17 protein-coding genes are annotated in these 19,634 nt (G+C 73.7%); 10 read left to right on the top strand and 7 right to left on the bottom strand.

All coding sequences use genetic code 11. From position 1 onward, the window contains the following. The first annotated feature begins 97 nt into the window (after window positions 1-97). The 3 genes from pstC (at window position 98) to ACWGL3_RS21535 (ending at window position 2,369) form a co-directional block, all read left to right on the top strand. Window positions 98-1,105 (top strand): phosphate ABC transporter permease subunit PstC, encoded by a 1,008-nt coding sequence (gene pstC / locus ACWGL3_RS21545; RefSeq protein ID WP_267947574.1) that lies wholly within the window; start codon window positions 98-100, stop codon window positions 1,103-1,105. Next, a complete protein-coding gene (gene pstA, locus ACWGL3_RS21540) occupies window positions 1,102-2,013 on the top strand; it encodes a phosphate ABC transporter permease PstA (protein WP_267947573.1) in 912 nt (303 codons plus the stop codon). Before pstC ends, pstA begins: the two co-directional genes overlap by 4 nt. A 140-nt stretch (window positions 2,014-2,153) precedes the next feature. Next, window positions 2,154-2,369: an EF-hand domain-containing protein gene (locus tag ACWGL3_RS21535; RefSeq protein ID WP_267947572.1), complete on the top strand. Its 216-nt coding sequence runs from the start codon at window positions 2,154-2,156 to the stop codon at window positions 2,367-2,369. A gap of 52 nt (window positions 2,370-2,421) precedes the next feature. Here the strand turns inward: ACWGL3_RS21535 and ACWGL3_RS21530 are convergent, their stop codons facing one another. After that, a complete protein-coding gene (locus ACWGL3_RS21530; RefSeq protein ID WP_267947571.1) occupies window positions 2,422-3,159 on the bottom strand; it encodes a spermine/spermidine synthase domain-containing protein in 738 nt (245 codons plus the stop codon). Between the two features lie 226 nt (window positions 3,160-3,385). On the opposite strand from ACWGL3_RS21530, the gene ACWGL3_RS21525 reads away from it, so the two are divergent. The 3 genes from ACWGL3_RS21525 (at window position 3,386) to ACWGL3_RS21515 (ending at window position 6,489) form a co-directional block, all read left to right on the top strand. Further along, on the top strand, window positions 3,386-5,632 hold the full coding sequence (locus tag ACWGL3_RS21525) for a carbon starvation CstA family protein (RefSeq protein WP_452461726.1): 2,247 nt from the start codon (window positions 3,386-3,388) through the stop codon (window positions 5,630-5,632). Between the two features lie 3 nt (window positions 5,633-5,635). After that, entirely contained in the window at window positions 5,636-5,848 is a 213-nt protein-coding gene (locus ACWGL3_RS21520; protein WP_452461725.1) for a YbdD/YjiX family protein, read from the top strand. A 212-nt stretch (window positions 5,849-6,060) separates the two neighbouring features. Continuing rightward, the gene (locus ACWGL3_RS21515) at window positions 6,061-6,489 is read left to right on the top strand and encodes a DoxX family protein (protein ID WP_452461724.1); all 429 of its coding nucleotides are present in this window, start codon (window positions 6,061-6,063) and stop codon (window positions 6,487-6,489) included. 273 nt (window positions 6,490-6,762) lie between these two features. Here the strand turns inward: ACWGL3_RS21515 and ACWGL3_RS21510 are convergent, their stop codons facing one another. The 4 genes from ACWGL3_RS21510 to ACWGL3_RS21495 form a co-directional block, all read right to left on the bottom strand. Then, complete coding sequence (locus ACWGL3_RS21510) at window positions 6,763-8,454, bottom strand: hypothetical protein (RefSeq protein WP_267947567.1); 1,692 nt, start codon at window positions 8,452-8,454, stop codon at window positions 6,763-6,765. Between the two features lie 155 nt (window positions 8,455-8,609). Beyond that, window positions 8,610-9,464, bottom strand: coding sequence for an ATP phosphoribosyltransferase (gene hisG / locus ACWGL3_RS21505; protein ID WP_267947566.1), 855 nt, complete (start codon window positions 9,462-9,464; stop codon window positions 8,610-8,612). An 81-nt stretch (window positions 9,465-9,545) separates the two neighbouring features. After that, window positions 9,546-9,809 (bottom strand): phosphoribosyl-ATP diphosphatase, encoded by a 264-nt coding sequence (locus ACWGL3_RS21500; RefSeq protein WP_014913038.1) that lies wholly within the window; start codon window positions 9,807-9,809, stop codon window positions 9,546-9,548. A gap of 135 nt (window positions 9,810-9,944) precedes the next feature. After that, the gene (locus ACWGL3_RS21495) at window positions 9,945-10,778 is read right to left on the bottom strand and encodes an SDR family NAD(P)-dependent oxidoreductase (RefSeq protein WP_267947565.1); all 834 of its coding nucleotides are present in this window, start codon (window positions 10,776-10,778) and stop codon (window positions 9,945-9,947) included. Window positions 10,779-10,970: 192 nt separating this feature from the next. Here ACWGL3_RS21495 and ACWGL3_RS21490 point away from each other — a divergent pair, with 192 nt between their 5' ends. Beyond that, entirely contained in the window at window positions 10,971-11,678 is a 708-nt protein-coding gene (locus tag ACWGL3_RS21490) for a class I SAM-dependent methyltransferase (protein WP_267947564.1), read from the top strand. A gap of 143 nt (window positions 11,679-11,821) precedes the next feature. On the opposite strand, the gene ACWGL3_RS21485 is transcribed toward ACWGL3_RS21490, so the two are convergent. Further along, window positions 11,822-13,939 carry a hypothetical protein gene (locus tag ACWGL3_RS21485; protein WP_452461723.1) on the bottom strand — a complete coding sequence of 706 codons (2,118 nt, stop codon included), beginning with the start codon at window positions 13,937-13,939 and terminating at the stop codon, window positions 11,822-11,824. Between the two features lie 365 nt (window positions 13,940-14,304). On the opposite strand from ACWGL3_RS21485, the gene ACWGL3_RS21480 reads away from it, so the two are divergent. After that, a complete protein-coding gene (locus tag ACWGL3_RS21480) occupies window positions 14,305-16,695 on the top strand; it encodes a trehalase-like domain-containing protein (protein ID WP_267947562.1) in 2,391 nt (796 codons plus the stop codon). Window positions 16,696-17,241: 546 nt separating this feature from the next. Further along, window positions 17,242-17,802 (top strand): GNAT family N-acetyltransferase, encoded by a 561-nt coding sequence (locus ACWGL3_RS21475; protein ID WP_267947560.1) that lies wholly within the window; start codon window positions 17,242-17,244, stop codon window positions 17,800-17,802. A gap of 106 nt (window positions 17,803-17,908) precedes the next feature. Here the strand turns inward: ACWGL3_RS21475 and ACWGL3_RS21470 are convergent, their stop codons facing one another. After that, the gene (locus ACWGL3_RS21470; RefSeq protein WP_452461722.1) at window positions 17,909-18,715 is read right to left on the bottom strand and encodes a sulfite exporter TauE/SafE family protein; all 807 of its coding nucleotides are present in this window, start codon (window positions 18,713-18,715) and stop codon (window positions 17,909-17,911) included. A gap of 91 nt (window positions 18,716-18,806) precedes the next feature. Between ACWGL3_RS21470 and ACWGL3_RS21465 the strand changes: the two genes are divergently transcribed. Further along, complete coding sequence (locus ACWGL3_RS21465) at window positions 18,807-19,577, top strand: AraC family transcriptional regulator (RefSeq protein ID WP_452461721.1); 771 nt, start codon at window positions 18,807-18,809, stop codon at window positions 19,575-19,577. Window positions 19,578-19,634: the final 57 nt, after the last annotated feature.

Here is a 19,634-nt window from a genome sequence, read left to right as displayed (position 1 = left end):
GGGTACCCGTTACCCCGGCCCCGCCCCCATCCCCTCCGTCCCGAGGCGCCGGGGCGGGCCGCTCTCCACTCCCACGAAAGCCACAGAGGAGAAGCACATGTCCACCGAGGCCCCCGAGGCCCCGCAGGCCCCCGAGGCCCCCCGGCGGGGGACGCTCACGTCCGGCAAGGGGCGCCTGGCAGACCCGATCTTCAAGTGGGTCGTCGCGGCCTGCGGCACCATCGTGCTGGTCATCCTGGCGCTGATGGTCATCCGGACCACGACCGAGGCCTGGCCCGTCTTCGCGAAGGAGGGGTTCTTCGGCTTCCTCATCGGGGAGGAGTGGACGGCCGGCGGCTCCCGCACGGAGATCACCGGCACCTACGGCGCCTGGCCGTTCATCTACGGCACCCTGATCACGTCGGTGATCGCGATCGCCATCGCGCTGCCGCTGTCGATCATGGTCGCCGTCTACCTCACCCACCTGGCGCCGCGCCGCATCGCCAAGCCGCTCTCCTACACGGTCGAGCTGCTCGCCGCGGTGCCCAGCGTCATCTTCGGCCTGTGGGGCCTGCACTGGTTCCTGCCCAACGTCATGCGGCCGTTCTTCGAATGGCTCGAAGGCGCGATGGGCTGGTTCTTCCTCTTCGAGGGCCCGGTGCGCGGCGTCGGCTACCTGCCCGCCGGCATCGTCCTCGCCATCATGATCCTGCCGATCATGACCGCCATCATCCGCGAGGTCGTCGCCGTCCAGCCGCTGGAGCAGCAGATGGCGGCCTACGCGCTGGGGTCGACCCGGTGGGAGGTCATCACCAAGGTGGTCCTGCCCGCCAGCTTCTCGGGCATCGTGGCCGCCGCGATGCTGGGCCTGGGCCGAGCCCTGGGCGAGACCATCGCCGTGCTGATGCTGATCGGCGGGTCCCAGGGATGGGGCGCGAGCCTGTTCGGCACCGGCAGCAGCATGGCGTCGCACATCGCCGCGACCTTCGGCGAGTCCTCGCCGGAGACCAGGACCGGGCTGATGGCGATCGGTGTCGCCCTGTTCCTCGTCACGATGATCGTCAACATCCTGGCCCGCGTCATCGTGTGGCGCCTGGGACAGTTCACGGGAGACGCCGCCGTATGAGCACCACGACCACCACCCCTCCGGCCGCACGGCCCGCCCCGCTGAGCCAGCGTCCCCCCGGCTCCGGGTTCCGCAGGTTCAAGAACCGCTCCGCGACGGTGGTCCTGACCGCCGCGATGGTCCTCGCCATGATCCCGCTGGTCCTCATCATCTTCGAGGTCACCCGGCGCGGCATCGGCGTGGTCAACCTGGACTTCTTCACCCAGACCGAGCCCCCGCCCCGCCGCGAGGGCGGCGGCTACGCGGCCGGTTTCGTCGGCACGCTGTACATCATGGCGCTGGCGGTCCTGATGTCGATCCCGTTCGGCATCGCGACGGCGGTGTACATCGTGGAGTACGGCCCGAACAGGCTGACCTCCTCGATCCGCTTCTTCACCGACGTGATGACGGGCATCCCCTCGATCTTCGTCGGCCTCTTCGTGTACGGCCTTCTGGTGATCGGCTGGGGCGGGATGGGCTTCGGCACGTTCGTGGGCGCCGTGGCGATCGCGGTGATGATGCTGCCGATCGTGACGCGCTCGGCGGAGGAGATGCTCCGCCTGGTGCCCAACGAGCTCCGCAACGCCAGCTACGGCCTCGGCGCGCGCAAGTGGCAGACCATCGTGCACACGGTGCTGCCCGCCGCCGCGCCCGGCCTGACCACCGGCTCGATGCTGGCGATAGCCCGCGGCATCGGCGAGACGGCTCCGCTGCTGCTGACGGCCTTCGGCTCGGGCCTGATCGTCACGGCCATGCAGGGCGCGCCGCAGGGCGCCGTGCCGATGCAGCTGTACCGGGGCGCCGGCCAGCCGTTCGAGGCCGGCATCGACCGCGCCTGGGGCGCGGCGCTGTGCCTGTTCGTCCTGGTCGTGCTGTTCACCATCGTCGCGCGGTGGATCGGCTCGCGGGCGTCCGTGGGCTCCCGGTAGGAAGACGCCGGGGAGCAGGGATCCAGGGGCCGCGCCGGTGTGCGCGGCCCCTTCCCGTGTCCGGGGCGTCCGGCGCTTCCCCGGAGCGCCGGGCCCCCGGTAGCCTTTCGCCGAACACACCCCGACCCCTGGAGCCACAGATGCCCACCACCGAGTACGCGGCCACGTTCGCCCTCGTCGACACCGACGGCGACGGGCGCATCTCCGCCCAGGAACTGGCGTCGCTCATGCACAACCTCGGCGACGAGTGCACCGAGGAGCAGGCCGCCGAGGTGGTCCGCTCCATGGACGGCGACGGCGACTCCCGCATCTCCCTGGAGGAGTTCGCCCGCTACATGGCGCGGAACAGGGCCTGAACCCGCCCACCGCCGGGGGCCGGCGCGGCCGGGCCGGCCCCCGGCGGACCGGTCACGGGGCCTTGGGCCCGCTGACCAGGTAGACCACGTCCGGCACGCTGTGCGAGACCGTCACCTCCATGACCTCGACCTCCGCGAAGTGCCCGCGCAGCAGGACCTCGAAGCTCTCCACCTCGTTGGCGCTCCAGAAGGCCAGGACCCCGCCGGGCGCCATCAGGCGGGCGAGCTGCTCCAGTCCCGCCGCCTCGTAGAGGCGGTTGTTGTTCTCGACCACTGTCCAGTCGGGTCCGTTGTCGGTGTCCAGGCAGATCACGTCGTAGCGGGGAGGCTTCTCCTTCGCCGACGCCGCCCCCAGCCACGCCACGATGTCGGCGTTGTGCACACGGCACCGCGGGTCCCGGTGGACGTACTCGGCGGCCTCCCCCAGTTCGCCGTCGTGCCAGGCGATCACCTGGGGTTCGAGTTCGACGACGTCCACGAGAGACACCTTGGGGTTCTCCAGGGCCTCCCTCGCCGAGAAGCCCACGCCCAGCCCCCCGATGAGGACGCGGGCACGGGAGCGGCCGTCCGGGAGGGCCGCCAGGCCGGCGCGCACCATCTCCCTCTCGGAGGTGCCGTCGCGGGTGTCCATGAGGAACACCCCGTTGCTGTAGATCTCGTAGTGGGCCCCCACGCGGCGGAGCACGAGGTCGCCCCCGGTCTCGCCGGTCACCCTCGCGAGGGTGACGGCACCGTCTTCCAGTGCGGAGAAGTCCGTGGAGGGGGCGGTGTCCGGGATTCGCTGGTTCATCTCCACATTGTGCCCGTGCCGCCCCGCACCGCCGTACTCCTCCGCACCGGCGAAGGCCCCGGACACCCGGAAACACGTGTTACGGGAAAGTTCCCCGGGTGTTGAATCCGTGATCCAATCGGTGTCTTTGTGACGCCGGCTACAACGCCTCTCCTGGGCACGATGGTCGCTACCAGACCACCGGATCCTCCCTGGTGGTTGCCAGCGAGAAGAGGAGAATGATCGGATGTCCTCTGTTCCGATCAGTAGGCAGGCGGCGCAGCCGCCCAAGCCGAAATGGACACCCCGGAGCATCGCCCTCTGGATCGCCGTCGCCCTGGTGGGAGCACTCGCGTGGGGCGTCATCGCGATCAACCGCGGCGAGGAGATCTCGGCCGCCTGGCTGATCTTCGCCGCGCTCTCGTCCTACGCGATCGGGTACCGGTTCTACGCGCGGTTCATCCAGTACAAGGTGCTGCTGACCGACGACACCCGGGCCACCCCCGCGGAGCGCCTCAACAACGGGGCGGACTTCCACCCGACCGACCGCCGGGTCCTGTTCGGCCACCACTTCGCGGCCATCGCGGGCGCCGGTCCCCTGGTCGGACCCGTCCTGGCCGCCCAGATGGGCTACCTGCCGGGCACGATCTGGATCATCCTCGGCGTCATCTTCGCCGGCGCCGTGCAGGACATGGTGGTGCTGTTCTTCTCCACCCGGCGCAACGGCCGCTCGCTCGGCCAGATGGCCCGCGAGGAGATCGGCCCGGTCGGCGGCATCGCCGCGCTGGTCGCCGTCATGGCGATCATGGTCATCCTGCTCGCCGTGCTCGCCATGGTCGTGGTCAACGCGCTCGCGGACTCCCCGTGGGGCTCGTTCTCCTTGATCATGACGATCCCGATCGCCCTGTTCATGGGGGTGTACCTCCGCTATCTGCGGCCGGGCAAGGTCATGGAGACCTCCGCCATCGGCGTGGTGCTGCTCCTGCTCGCCATCGTCGGCGGCGGCTGGGTGGCCGAGCACGCGGTGCTGCGCGAGGTCTTCCTGTTCACGCCGAACGAGCTGACCTTCGGCCTGATCGTCTACGGCTTCGTCGCCTCGGTCCTGCCGGTGTGGCTGCTGCTGGCCCCGCGCGACTACCTGTCGACCTTCATGAAGGTCGGCGTGGTCGTGCTGCTCGCGGTGTCGATCCTCGTGGCGATGCCGAAGCTCCAGCTCCCGCAGTTCACCGAGTTCGCGTTCAACGGCCAGGGCCCGGTGTTCGCCGGTTCGCTGTTCCCGTTCGTGTTCATCACCATCGCCTGCGGCGCCCTGTCCGGCTTCCACGCCCTCATCTCGTCGGGGACCACCCCGAAGCTCATCGAGAAGGAGGGCCAGGTCAGGATGATCGGCTACGGCTCGATGCTGACCGAGTCGTTCGTGGCGATCATGGCCCTGATCGCGGCCTGCATCATCGACCCGGGCGTGTACTTCTCGATGAACATGCCCGCGACCGCCCTGGGCGACAGCGTGGAGAGCGCCGCGCAGGCGGTGAGCCAGCTCGGCTTCACCATCGACGCCGCGACGCTCCAGCACACGGCCGACCTGATCGAGGAGGACTCGATCCTCGCGCGCACCGGCGGTGCGCCGACGTTCGCCCTCGGCGCCGCGTACATCTTCTCGGAGGTGTTCGGCGGGGACGCCATGATGGCGTTCTGGTACCACTTCGCGGTCATGTTCGAGGCGCTGTTCATCCTCACCACCGTGGACGCCGGCACCCGGGTGGGCCGCTTCATGCTCCAGGACACCCTGGGCAACGTGTACAAGCCCATGCGCGACCCGAGCTGGAAGCCCGGGGCGTGGTTCTGCAGCGCGGTGATCGTGGCCGCGTGGGGCTACTTCCTGTGGGCGGGCGTCAACGACCCGCTCGGCGGCATCAACCAGCTGTTCCCGCTGTTCGGCATCGCCAACCAGCTGCTGGCGGCGGTCGCCCTGGCGGTGTGCACGACGCTGCTGATCAAGTCGGGCCGCGCCAAGTACGCGTGGGTGACGCTGGTGCCGCTGGCGTGGGACGCGGTGGTCACGCTGACCGCCAGCTACCAGAAGGTGTTCTCGGCCGACCCGAAGATCGGCTTCTTCGCCCAGCGCCAGCAGTTCTCCGACGCCCTCGCCAACGGGGAGACGAGCGTCGGCGCCATCCAGGGGGAGGAGGCGATGCGCCAGGTCGTGGTGAACACGACCGTGGACGGCGTCCTGTCGGCCCTGTTCGCGCTGCTGATCGTCATCATCCTGGTCGACTCGGTCCGGGTGTGGATCAAGGCGCTGCGGGCCCCCGACGGTACGCTGCCCCTCACCGAGGCCCCCTACGAGGAGTCGAAGATCTGGGCGCCGTCCGGTCTCGTCCCCACCAGGGCGGAGAAGGAGTTCTCCGAGCGGCTCGCCGCCGTGGGCGCCGAGGGCGCGCGGGGGACGGACGGGGAAGCCGGGGGCGGGTCCCCGGAAGCGAAGAAGGAGTAGGGCATGCGGGCACGCCCGGAGTTCGGGGCGAACCTGGCGCGCGGTCTCCGGGAGGCGTGGCAGATCGCCCGGGGCGTCGTGGGCGCGAGGGCCTACGAGATCTACCTGGAGCACCACGCCCGGGAGCACCCGGGCGAGAAGCCGATGACCGAGCGCGTCTTCTGGCGCCACCACACGGACAAGGGCGACACCGACCCCGGTGCGCGCTGCTGCTGAGGCGCCGGTCCGTGAGGGCCCCGGAACCCCCTTCGGGTTCCGGGGCCCTCGGCGTCGGGGGAGGTCCCGCACCGGCGCGGCCGGGATCCGGGCGGTGGGGCGGAGCGGGCCCCGCCGGTCGCACGCGGACCCGGGGCGGAGCGGGCCCCGGAGGCTACCAGCGAGTAGTTTGAGGCTGACCGGCGCGGACCCCCAGCCCAGAAGGAGAGACCATGACCCCCTCGAAGCGGACCGGCGGCCTGCTGTCCAAGGTGCGCGGAGCCGCCCCGTACGCGCTCGGCGGCCTGTTCGTGGCGTCGGGCGTACTGCACTTCGCCGCGCCCGGGCCCTTCCGGGCGATCATGCCCCGCAGCCTGCCGAAGCCGGAGGCGTGGGTGTACGGCAGCGGCACCGCCGAGCTGGTCTGCGGGGCGGGCCTGCTCACGCGCAGGCGGTGGGCCGGTCCGGCGAGCGCCGCGCTGCTGCTCGCCGTGTGGCCCGCCAACGTGCGCATGGCCCTGGACTCGGGGTCGGGCAGGCTGCCCGGCCCCGCCGACGGCAAGCTGGTCGCCTGGGGGCGGGTGCCGCTCCAGATCCCGTTGATCTGGGCCGCGCTCCAGTCACGGCCGGCCCCTCACCGGGCCGACGGCCCGCGGAACTGAGGGCCCGCGGGCGCCGGGGATGCTCCTATGGATGTCAAGCAGCTTGAGCGAGGCCGCTGTCGCTGATCCCGGTGGGTGGCACGCGCCGGCCGGGCGGGCGGACAAGACTGTGGCGGGGCTTTTCGACCAAGCTCCTATGAGGTCACGGTCGCCCGTCCGGTCGCGTGCGGTGGCTTCCCCGGGCAGGCCGACGAATCCCCTGAAGGACAACCTGTCGGTGTCGGTCAGTCCGTGAGTCAGACCTACCGGAGAAGCCACCACACATCTTCACAGTCAGTCCTTCCAGGAGGGACCCCAGCCGGAGCTGTCCGAGACGCCCTCGGGGAGCGGGTCCATGTGGACGGCGCCCGGGGGCGTGGTCGCCGCGTGCGCGGGGACCGGACGGGCGCTCCGGTCCCCGGGTCCCGCGCCCGGCGGAGGCGGCGGAACGGACTCCGGGGGTTCCCCCGCGAAGTCCTCACCGGGCCCCCGGGGGTCCCCCCAGGACCCGTGCGGGGCGGGAACCGTGCGCTCGTCCGCCGGCGCGTCCCAGGTCTCCGACGGCACAGGCGCGTCCCACGGCTCCGGCGCCCCCGCCCGGTGACCGGACGCGGCGCCGGGGGCCCCGTGCCCCGGGGCGCCCCCGCTGTCGGTCGGCGGCTCCCCCCAGGACCCGTGCGGGGCGGGGACCGTGCGCTCGTCCGCCGGCGCGGCCTCCCCCCGCCCGTCGTCCCGCGAGTGCCGCGCGACGCGGGCCGGGGCAGCCGTGTCCGGGGACCCGGTCCCCGGTGCGCGGTCGGACCCCCCGTGGTCCGGGAGGGGCGGGGGCACGAAGTCGTGCCGGTACGCCTGGGGCACGCCCCACGGCTCCGCCGGGGCCGGCGGGGCCCCCGGACCCGGTTCGGGCGCGGGCGGCGGGGCGGGGAGCATCGGGTGCACCACGCCGCCGGGCGGGTGGGCCCGTTTCCACCACTGCGCCCCCTCCTCCGGGGACAGCTCCTCCTCGACCCGCAGCCAGCCGTCGATGTGCGGGTGGCGGCGACCGGTCCGCCAGCTGTGCGGGAGCGAGATCGGCTCCAGCACCACGGCGCGCTCGCCATCCACGACGGGGACCGCGCCCGGGGCCGCCTCGCGGTCGACCCAGGTGCCGCCGACACCGACCAGGTCCCACTGGCCCTCGACGATCGACGTGCGCGGGTCGTCACGGAGGTCGGTGGCGGAGGCCACCCACTCCGGGAGCGGGCGGCGTCCGGGGACGGCGAGCCCCTGGTCCCCGATCAGCGCGTCCTCGAGCAGGGTGTGCAGCTGGAAGTTGTCCGAGACCCCGTCGAACCGGACCCGGAAGACGCGGGCGGACTGCCGGTGGAGGACCACCATGCGGTCGGCCTCGGCCATGCGCAGCAGTTCGGCGATCTCGCCGTACTCCTCGACGTGCGGACCCAGCTGCCCGGCGATGACGACCAGTTCCCCCAGCGTCCGGGGGTCCTCGCGCAGGGCGGCGCGCACGCCGGGGTCGCACAGCATCGTCTTGGCGGCCAGGCCGTAGCGGTGCGACACCCACCAGCCGGTGGTGGCGAGGGGCGCCAGCTGTTCGAGCTCGGGCGTGACGCGCTCCTCCGAGGCCTCGCCGACCTCGCTGGGATGGGGCGGGGCGTCGTCCCCGGTCTTCTGCCACACGTGCAGGAAGACCCCTGCCAGCTTGCCGTACTCGGCGAGCTGGCGCATGACCTCGACCCCGGCGGGCCCGGCGGGGACGCCGCTCTCCACCAGCGCCCCGCAGAGCAGGGCGATGTCGGCGGCGACGCCCGCCGACCACTGGTGGGCGCGCAGGGTCTCGGTCAGCACGGCTAGGCCCTCGACCCGGGCGTCGGCGGGAACCCGGTCGGCCAGTCGGAAGACCGCGCTGACGGCGGCGCGCAGCTGGGAGGGCTGGTTCTCGGCGGCTTCGGCCACGGCGCTGACGGCACCGCGGAAGTCTTCGATCATTCGGGCATCCTGACACAGACCACCGTCAAGCAGACTCGGCGGCCTCCACCGTCGCGCCCGCGCGGCGCCCCGCCCACGCTCAGGGGTCCGGCCCGCGCAACGGGCCCCGCGACGGTCGTCGCGGGGCCCGTGTCAGGCGTGTGCCGCCGGAGGGGTCAGAGCCGGCAGGCGTATATGTCGGTGACCAGGATGGCGCGGGCCCCGAGCGTCCACAGGTCGTCCATGATCTGCTGGGCGCCCTTGCGCGGCACCATCGACCGGACGGCGACCCAGCCCTCCCGGTGCAGCGGGGAGACCGTCGGCCCCTCCATGCCCGGGGTGAGCGCGACCGCGGCCTCCAGGTGCTCGGCGTGCACGTCGTAGTCCATCATCACGTAGTCGCGGGCGACCAGGACGCCCTTCAGCCGGCGGATCAGCGTCTCGATCTTGGGGTCGTCCCCGGCGCCGGTCGGCCGGATGACGACCGCCTCGGACACCAGGATCGGCTCGCCGAAGGTCTCCATGCCGGCCTGGCGCAGGGTGGTCCCGGTGGAGACCACGTCCGCGACGGCGTCCGCCACGCCCAGCTGGACGGAGCTCTCGACCGCGCCGTCCAGGTGGATGACGCGGGCGTCGACGCCCTTCTTCGCGAGGTGGGCGCGCAGCAGCTCGTCGAAGGAGGTCGCGATGCGCTTGCCGTTGAGGTCGGCCAGCGTCATGCCCGCGCCGTTGGGGGCGGCGAACCGGAACGTGGAGCCGCCGAAGCCCAGCGCCAGGACCTCGTCCACGGGCGCGCCGGAGTCCAGCAGCATGTCGCGGCCGGTGATCCCGGCCTGGAGGATGCCCTCGCCGACGTAGACGGCGATGTCCTTGGGGCGCAGGAAGAAGAACTCGGTGTCGTTCTCCGGGTCGACCATGACCAGGTCGCGGCTGCTCTTGCGCTGCCGGTACCCGGCCTCGCGGAGCATCTCGACGGCGGGTTCGGAGAGCTGGCCCTTGTTGGGCACGGCGATTCTCAACATGTCGGGCATGTTCATGGCTTTCTGTGGGCTGTGCGTACGGGTGCGGAGACGTCCGGGCCGGTACGCGCCGCGGCGGGCGCGAGGACCGACCTACAGATGCTTGTAGACGTCCTCGAGCCGCAGGCCACGGGCCAGCATCAGAACCTGGAGGTGGTAGAGGAGCTGGGAGATCTCTTCGGCGGCCTGCTCGTCCGATTCGTACTCGGCGGCCATCCAGACCTCTGCGGCCTCCTCGACGACCTTCTTGCCGATGGCATGGACGCCGGCGTCGAGCTGGGCGACGGTCCCGGACCCCTCGGGGCGGGAGCGCGCCTTCTCGGACAGCTCGGCGAACAGCTCTTCGAAGGTCTTCATGGTGTCTTTCCTCGACCGACAGATGCGGTACCAGGGTAGGCGCTCCGGAGGCCCGGCGCCGCACCGGCCCGGGGATGTCTCAGCATGTGGGCGGCGGTTTTCGCCACACCGCCCTCCGCCCGCCCCGCCGCCCCCTCACCAGACGCGGCGGGCGGTGGCGCGTACGAGCGTTCTGGGCAGGAGCCGGAGGATGCCGCTCGCGGCCTTGTACTGCCCGCCGGGGACCACGCTGGGACGGCCCGCCGCCCAGGCGACGAGCGACTCGCGGACGACCTGGTCCTTGGGGACGAACGCGAACGCGGGCAGACCGCTCTTCTGGACGCCCAGGGTCATGTCGGTGCGGACGAAGCCCGGCAGGACGACGGTGACGTGCACGTCGTGCCGTGAGACCTCGGCCGCGACGCTCTCGCTCCACAGGGTGACGAACTTCTTGCCCGCGCCGTAGACGGAGCCGCCGGGGTTCGCGGCGATCTCGCCCGCGAGGGAGGACACGTTGATGACGCCGAGCCTGGTCCGGGTGTCGCCGGCCTCGCGGCGGGCGATCTGCACCGGCAGGACCGCGCGGGCCAGGTGGAGGACGGCGCGCACGTTGAGGTCGAGCATGGAGTCGATCTCGTCGGGCTCCTGCTCGGCGAAGGTCCCGCCGTCCCCGCGCCCGGCGTTGTTGACCAGCAGGTCGACGGGGGGCTCGGCCCCGCTGCCGTCGGCCCGGAGCCGCTCGACGACGGGGGCGAGCCCCTCGTCGGTGCCGAGGTCGGCGGCGAGCGGCCGGACGTCCACGCCGTAGCGGTCGGCGATCTCCCCGGCGAGCGCGTCGAGGACGTCCCCGCGCCTGGCCACCAGGACGAGGGAGTAGCCGCGTTCGGCCAGCCTGCGGGCGTACTCCTCCCCGATACCGGTGGAGGCTCCGGTCACCAGGGCGGTCCGGGTGCGGGCGGGGGGCTCGGGGGACTTCGCCGGTTCGCTCATATCCCCAGGGTAGGGCGTTGCCGCGCGGGGGGCCGGGGCGCGGTCCGGGTCGCGCGCGCACGTGCGGGACGAGAGGCCGGGGGTTCCCGATTTCCCGGTGTGGTTCTGCACACCCTGCCCTGACCTGGTATTCCGCCGGAAGGCGGTCGCGTCGCCTCCCCCTCCGGGGGCCGGAGGCGTTAGCGTTCGGGTATGTCCGAGATCCAGAGCCCCGCCGGACCACTTTCCTCTCTCAGGCTGGAGGAGCGCCTGCGCGACACCAGGCTGTTCTTCAGCCAAGCGCTACGCACGTTCCACGCGACCGGTTCCATCCTTCCCAGCAGTGCCGCGCTGGCGCACTCGATGGCGGAGTACGTCCGCAGCCGCCCCGTCCCCGACAAGCCCGTGCGCATCCTGGAGGCGGGCGCCGGGACCGGCGCGATCAGCCGGGGCATCGCGGCCGCGATGATCCCCGGCGACACCCTGGACCTGGTCGAGTCCAACCCCGAGTTCGCCGCCCATGTCGAGGAGCTGCTGAGGAGCGACCCGGCCATGTCGCCGGTCGCCGACTCCGCGACGGTGCACGCCAAGCTCGTCAACGACATGGGGAGGGACCGCAGGTACGACGTGATCGTGTCGGGCCTGCCCTTCGCCAACTTCACGGCGGACGCGGTCCGGGACATCCTCGACTACTACTTCGAGGTCCTCGAACCGGGCGGCACCCTCTCCTTCTACGGCTACCTGTACACGAAGGAGGTCAAGGCGGTCATCGCCCGGCGCGAGGACTACCTCCGCCAGGCCCGCACGAGCTGGCTGGTCCAGGACTGGATCGACCGGTACGGCATCCGTTCCGACAAGGTGTTCGCGAACGTCCCGCCCGCGTGGGTGCACCACCTGCGCAAGCCCGGGAAGACCGGCTGACCCCTCCCCGACCGCTCCGTCCACCGGGCCCGCCGCAGCCGCGGCGGGCCCGCTCACGTGTCCGGGTCCACCGCGCGCCCCCGGCGGGGCCGCACGGGGATCCGGGGGTGCGGCGGGGCGGTCCCGCCGCGTCCCCGCGCCGGTCACCCGGCCCCGATCCGCCCGATCGCCTCCCGCACGTCGTCCACGAGCCGCCGGTCCCTCAGGGCGTCGCGCCAGCCCGCGTCGGTCCAGCTCGGCAGCGCACTGCGCCCGGAGTCCCGGAGCGCGCGCAGCGGTGGCAGGGCCTCGGCCGCGTCCGGCCCGATCCGGCCCAGCAGCCGCACCGCCGGAGGGCCGACGCGGGTGGCCGCCCACGTGGTCAGGACACGGTTGCGCGGGGAGAGCAGGCACCGGAGGACGAGCGGGGTGTCCCCGGTGGTGCTCCACAGTGCGCTCAGGGCGCGCGTCTCCCTCAGGCAGCCCGATGCCAGGTGGTCCTCCAGGTGTTCGCGCAGGTGGGGGGCGAAGCGGTCCGCCGGAGGGCCGATCCCGTCCAGGAGCACCTGGACCCGCTCGTCCCGCACGAGCTGCCGGCTCGGGGGCCCGAGAAGGTCGAGGGCGGTTCCCGCGTCGCCCGTGATCCGGTGGTGGGCGTGCGCCGCCTCCACCCCGCCCGAGGCCCGGACCCGGTCGGCGTGGGCGGCGGCGGCCGGACCGATCCCGGCCAGCACCCGCAGGGCCGCGCCGGCGAGCGCGCGGTCGTCGAGGAGGGCGGCCACGTCGTCGGCCAGCGGCGCCGCGGCCGGCCCCCACCCCGCCAGGGAGCGGAGCAGGACCTCCGTGTCCGCGTCCCCGCCGCGGAGCCGCTCGCGCAGGTGCGGCAGCAGGACGTCCGCGTGCGCCGGGAGCCGGCCGAGGACGTCCTCCGGGCCGGGCCCGGAGGTGTGGTGGGGTCCGCCCCGGCCGAACCCGAAGCGGGGCCGGTCGGCGCGCGCCAGGAGCAGCGTGGCGGCGCGGGCGTCGCCGACGAGCGCGAGGGTGAGCAGCGCCGTGTCGGAGCCCTCCCCGTCCGCCTCGGCGATCGCGGCCAGGCGGTCCGCGCAGGGTCCGGCCGCACCACCGGCCACGGCCAGGAGCTGGAGGCTCCAGGTGCGGACGCCGGGGTCGGGATCGTCGAGCAGCGCGCCCGCCGGCCCCGCCCACCGCTCCCCGGCCGAGCGGTACTCGGCGACGAGGTCGCGTGCGAGCCGCACGGCGCCGAGTCGCACCGGGGCGCGCGGGTGGTCGATCAGGGCGTCGACGATCCGCTCCCTGCCCTCCCGGTCCCCGGCGAGGGCCCGTGCGACGAGGCGGAGCCCGTGCCTGACCCGGAGGGCGTCGCCCGCCGGGGCGAGGGCGGCGACCTCCAGCCACAGCGGCCTCCCGGCGGCGGGGCCGGCACCCTCCCCGGCGATCCCCTCCAGGACCAGGGGCAGTGGGTCCTCCGGGACGAGGGCCGGGGACGCGAACGCCACCACCATGCGCTCGTCCAGGTCCCCGCGCTTTCCGCGGTCGAGGAGCCAGGACCTGACGTCCGGCGGGGTCGGCCCGGGGACGGAGTCCAGCAGCCGGACGGCGCGGGTCAGCAGCCGGAGGCGGGTCCGCCGGTCGGCCGCCTCCCCCGCCCCGGTACCCGCGCGGTCGCGCCGCGGGGGCGCTCCGGCGCCCCCGGAGGCGTCCTGTGCGCCGTCCCCGCCGTCCCCGCCGTCCCCGCCGTCCCCGACAGCCTCCCAGCGGTCGCGCAGCACCCGGAGCAGGCGGGGCGCCGTCCGGGGCTCGCGGGCGAGCGCGTCCACGGCGAGCAGGAGCACGGACGGGTGGGGGTCGCCGAGGAGGGCTTCGACACGCGGCCCCTGGTCGGCCCACGCCCCCGGCCACGCGGCGTCCAGGTGCTCCGGCCGGACCCTGTGGGCGAGGTCGGCCAGGTCGGCCACCAGGTTCAGCGCGGCCACACGGGCCTCGTCCGGGCGGTCGCGGTCGGAGGCGATCCGGACGAGGAAGGGCAGCAGCGCGGGGACGGACGAGGTGAGCACGTCGGGTTCGGGGACGGGGACCCACAGCCGCACCGTGGTGTCGACGCGGTCCGCGATCTCCTCGACCGCGTCGACGGCCTCCTGCGGGGAGGGGTCGAACGCCTGGACCAGCAGGCCCGGGATCCCGGTCGCGGGCCCGTCCAGGTCCTCCAACGTGTCCCATGGCACGTCGTGCACGTCGGCGGCCCAGGTGAGGGGGTCGGTCATGGCGGATTCCTCCGTGGCGGCGGCTGATCGGGGGAGCGCGCGACCCGGTCGCGCGGTGTCCCGCACGACAGAGTGACACATTTGTGACCTGCCCCACTTAATCGTCATGCGCGCAGACCCTTGGGGCGCAGGTAGTCTCGCGTTGACTTCCCAAGGGGCGGATCTTTGCGACTGGCATGACCAGATTGCCCGCACACAGGCTGAAAGTTCCTGAAATCCGGCTGAAGACCCTTGAAGTTCATCCCGCGCCACAAGCCCCGGATCTACCTTCATCACACCAGTCACGTGTGAACCGGAAGCATGCTCGCGGAACACTACATTTCACCCATTTCCCCAGGTCATCGTGGACCGACGGAGGAGGCAGCGTGACGCTCACCCAGGCGGTGGAGACGGCCCAGGAGACGCCGGAGGGCGGCATCGTCCCCGAAGGCATGTCCGTGGACGTCCGGCAACGCGTCTCAGCCCTGGCCAGAACCTCACGCCTCCTGGTCGCCTGCGACTACGACGGCGCCCTGGCCCCGTTCGACCCCTCCGACGGCGCGGGCGCCGCCAGGCGCCGCCCCGTCCCCGAGGCCGTCCGCGCGCTGCGCGACCTCGCCGACCTGCCCGGCACGGTGTGCGCGGTCATCTCCGCCCGCCCCCTGCGCGACCTCGCCGCCCTGTCCCGGCTGCCCGCCGAGATCCGCCTGGTGGGCGCCTACGGCACCGAGTTCGACACCGACCTCACCATCGAGCCCGACAGCCTGGAGACCGGCCCCGGCGCCCCTCCGGCCGACAAGGCCGCCGCCCTCGGCCTGCTCCGCGAGCAGGTCGAGGCCACCGCCACCCTGTACATCGGGGGCGGCGAGGGCGAGGAGCCCGTGTTCATGCAGCTGACCGGCGCCGACGCGGGCGTGCGGGTCGGCGCGGAGCCCACCGTGGCCTCCCACCGGGTGGCCGACACCCCGGCCGCAGCGTCCCTGCTGTCCGCGCTCGCGGCCGAGCGCCGCTCCTGGGTGTTCGGCGAGCGGCCCACGCCCATCGAGCGCATGTCGATGCTGTCCAACCAGGCCTCCGTCGCCCTGGTCGGCCCGGACGCGCGCCTGCTGTGGTTCTGCCACCCCGAGCCCGACTCCAACGCCCTGTTCGCCGAGGTCCTGGGCGGACGGTCCGCGGGTGTGTTCGCCATCGCGCCCGCCCACGGCGGACGCCCGCTCGGCCAGCGCTACCTGCCCGGAACCATGACGGTGCGCACCCGCTGGTCGCGGATGGACGTCACCGACTACCTCGCGCACGGCACCCCCCGGGGCCGCACCGACCTGGTCCGGGTGATCAGCGGCGTCACCCCGGCCACCGTGGAGTTCGCGCCCCGCCCCGACTTCGGCAGGGCGCCGGTGAGCATGTCCGTCCAGGAGAACGGCCTCCTCGTGGAGGGCGCCGACTTCCCGATGGCGCTGTACTCCCCCGGCGTCGAGTGGGAGATCGACCAGGACGACGCGGGCGACATCGCCCGGGCGGTCGTGCACCCCCGCTCGGAGAGCCCCGTGGTGCTGGAACTGCGCTGCGGCACCGACTCGCTCGTGCCGGGCACGCTGCCCGAGTCCGAGCTCCAGCGCACGTCCGGCGAGCACTGGTCCGCGTGGCTCGACGGCCTCAGCCTCCCCGAGACCGCCCGGCAGCTGTCGGCGCGCTCCGCCCTGACGCTGCGCGGCCTGTGCACGCCCTCCGGCGGCGTGATGGCCGCGGCGACCACGTCGCTGCCGGAGGAGATCGGCGGCGTCCGCAACTGGGACTACCGGTACTGCTGGCTGCGCGACGGCGCGCTGACCGTGCAGGCGCTGGTGTCCCTGGGCTCGACCGCCGAGGCGGAGGGCTTCCTGGACTGGGTGCACGGGGTCGTGGACTCGCTGCCCAGCCCCGAACTGCTCGCGCCCCTGTACTCGCTGCGCGGCACCTCGCTGGGGCCGGAAGAGGTCATCGAGTCGCTGTCCGGATACGCGGGATCACGGCCGGTCCGGATCGGCAACCTCGCCGACCGGCAGGTGCAGCTGGACGTGTTCGGCCCCGTCGTGGAGCTCATCACGCGGCTGTCGGCGGTGCGCGGCACCCTCGCGGACCGGGACTGGAACCTGGTGCGGGCGATGGCCGAGGCGGTGGCCCGGCGCTGGTTCGAGCCCGACCACGGCATCTGGGAGGAGCGGGACGAGCCCCGCCAGCGCGTGTACTCCAAGGTGATGTGCTGGGTGACGCTGGACCGCGCCGTCTCCCTGGCCGGTTCGTACGGCCGCGAGGCGGACCCCTCCTGGCGCGGGCTGCGCGACGAGATCGCGGCCGAGGTGCTGGAGAAGGGCTGGAACGAGGAGGCGGAGTCCTTCACGACCGCCTACGACGGCACCGACCTCGACGCGGCGTCGCTGCACATCGGCCTGTCGGGGCTGATCGACCCGGCCGACGAGCGGTTCCAGGCGACCGTGACGGCGATCGAGGCGGAGCTGCGCAGCGGCCCGACCGTGTACCGGTACCACCGCGAGGACGGCCTGCCCGGCGGCGAGGGCGGCTTCCACCTGTGCACCACGTGGCTCATCGAGGCCTACCTGCTGACCGGGCGGCGCGCCGAGGCCGAGGAGCTGTTCAAGCACCTCGTGGACGCCGCCGGTCCGACCGGGCTGATCCCGGAGGAGTTCGACCCGGTCACCGAGAGGGCCCTGGGGAACCACCCGCAGGCGTACTCGCACCTGGGCCTGATCCGCTGCGCCCAGCTGCTCGACCGCCTGTAGGCGGACGACGCGCGTACGAGGGGGCCCGACGTCCGACTGTCGGGCCCCCTCGCTATGTTCCGGCCATGGCGGAATTCGTGTTGGCGGCAGGGGCGTGGCCGGGCTCGCGGGCATGGGACGGGCTCCTCCCGGAGTTGCGCCCGGCCGGGCACGGTGTGCCCCCGACGGCCCCGGCCGGACCCCCTGGGAGCCGCGGCGGGAGGGCCGGACGGAGCATCCGCGCCCAGGACGTCGTGGGCGGGGTCGAACGCCCGGACCTGCGCCACGCGGTCCCGGTCGGCGCGGCTCCCGGCGCCTGAGAGGCGTCCGCTCCCGCCCGCCCCGGGGCCGAGCGCCGTACGGGTCGCACCCGCGCACCCGCTCCCGGGGAACGCGGTGGAGCGGCGGGGCCCGCCCGGCATGAGCGCCCCCGGCCCCGCGCGCCGCATGCGCGGACGCGCCCGTGGGAGCCGCCCGGTCCGCACGCGGACCCCGCCGCGCCCCGCCCCGATCCCACCCCGGCTCCGCGCGCACCCGTCGCGCGGACGGAGAACCTGGAGGACGACGATGTACGCGATTTCCCTGGACGACAAGGGCTCGGAACTGCGCCCGCTGGAGCCGTGGCGGGCCGAGGAGTTCCTGGAGCACATGGACCGGGGCCGGAAGTTCATCGGCCGCTTCGTCGGGCTGGCGGACGCCGTCACGGACCTGGATTCGAGCCGGAGGTTCCTCCAGGGATACGCCCACAAGGCCGCCAACGACACCGGGCGCCTCTACGGCATCTGGACCGGCGGCGAGCTGGTCGGCGGGGTGCTCTTCCGGACGTTCGACACGAGATCCGGCGTGGCCGAGGCCGGCTGCTGGCTGGAGCCGTCGGCGGCGGGCCGTGGGCTGGTGACCCGCGCCTGCCGCGTGATCATCGACTGGGCGATCGAGGAGCGCGGCATCCACCGCGTGGAGTGGCACGCCGCCTCGGGGAACGCGGCAAGCATCGCCGTGGCCCGCCGGCTCGGGATGTCGAGGGACGGCGTGCTCCGGGAGAGCTACCCGTACAGGGGCGAGCGGCACGACATGGAGGTGTGGTCCGTGCTCGCCCCGGAGTGGCGGGCGGCCGACCGGACCCCCTGAGCGGCGCACGGCGTGGTCCGGGCCGCGGCGGAGCCTCCGTCGGGAGGCGCGACGCGGCCGGGGGCCGGCCGGCTCCCCACCGGCGCCGGGACCGGGGCGGGCGCGGTCAGACGAGGAGCACCGCGAGCAGGGCCACGGCCAGGAGCACGACGTAGGCCACCGCGTGGACGCGGTCGGGGATGCGGCCCACGACCCGCCGCGCGAGGGCGATGGTCGGCAGCGACCCGGCCAGGAGCGCTGCGACGGCCACCACGTCCACGTAGCCGACCTGCCCGGACGCGCCCCCCGCCGCGTCCGCGCCGCCCGCCAGGGCGTACACGGCCGTGCCGACGACGGCGACCGGGAGGCTGAGCGGGTTGGCCATCGCGGTGGCGTGGGCCATGGGCAGCCCCCGGCGGCGCAGGAGCGGGACCGTCAGCACGCTGCCGCCCACGCCCAGACAGCCGGCCGCGGCGCCGATGCCGGCCCCGCCGACCGTGGTGGTGACCGGCCCCAAGCCGCGCGGCTCGGTGCCCGGTCCCGTGAGGAAGCCCTTCCGGACCACGCTGTCCACGATCGTCACGGCGAGGTAGGCGGCGAAGAGGAACCGCTGCACGGTGTCGCCGACGGCGAGGGCCCCGGCCGCGCCGAGGAGCGCCCCGAGGCCCACGTAGAGCACCAGCGGCCACAGGTACTCGCGTCTGAGGCGGCCCGCCCGGTACTGGGCCACGGTCGCGCCGAGGGAGTTCACGACCATGACCGCGGTCGAGGTGGCGACGGCGACGTGCATGGGGTCGCCGCCCGGCCCGCTCTGCGCCTGGGCGAACGCGTACACGACCGGCACGGTGACGAAGCCGCCGCCGAACCCGAAGAGCACGGTGGTCAGGCCGGTCAGGACGCCGAACGCGAGGAGGGGGAGGACGTGGTCGATCACCCGCTCCACGCTAGGGGCGCGGGCGCTGTCCGGCATTCGACGGAACGACGTGTTCCTTCGCGGAACGGACAGCGCGGGTAGACTCGCCCGCGTGCGGAACACCCCTGTGGACGAGGTGGACGGGATCGACCGCCCCGTCCTGGCCCTGGGCACCGACTACCCCACCGGCCACGTGCTGGAGTTCCACCGGCACCGCCGTGTCCAGTTCCTGTACGGGGCGACGGGGGTGATGCGGGTGGAGACGGCGGACGGCTCCTGGACGGTTCCGCCCCACCGCGCCGTCCTCATCCCCGCGGGGACCGGGCACCGGGTCTCCATGACGGGGGTCAGCACCCGGAGCCTGTACGTGGAGCCGGAGGCCGTGCCGTGGTTCCCCCGGACGTGCCAGGTCGTGGACGTCTCGCCGCTGCTCCGGGCACTGCTCCTGTCGGCGGTGGACATGCCGCCGAGGTACGACCCGCACGGCCGCGACGGCGCCCTGGCGGCGCTGCTGCTGCACGAGATCAGGGGTCTCGTGCCGCTTCCGCTGGACCTGCCGCTCCCGGAGCACGCGGGGCTCAGGGCGCTCTGCGAGCGGTTCGCGGCGGCTCCGGTGGTCCACGAGCCGCCCGCCAGCTGGGCGGAACTGCTGCACGTGAGCGAGCGCACCCTGCACCGGATGTTCCTCGCCGGGACGGGGATGGGGTTCGCGCGGTGGCGGCAGCGCGCCTGCGTGCTGCACGCCCTGCCGCTCCTGGCACGGGGCGTGCCGGTCGCCAGGGTCGCCTCCGACCTGGGATACGCGAGCCCGGCGGCGTTCGCGACGATGTTCTCGCGCGTTCTCGGTGCGCCTCCGCGGGACTTCCGCCCCGCCCCCGGGTGAGCGGGACGCTCCACACCTCCCGGACCGGCGCGCGGCGGGCCCCGCCCCGGCGAGGGC

The sequence above is a fragment of the Nocardiopsis sp. NPDC055824 genome, assembly GCF_053616335.1.
The sequence above is the reverse complement of the archived record's forward strand: the minus strand, read 5'-3'. Positions and strand labels throughout refer to the sequence as shown.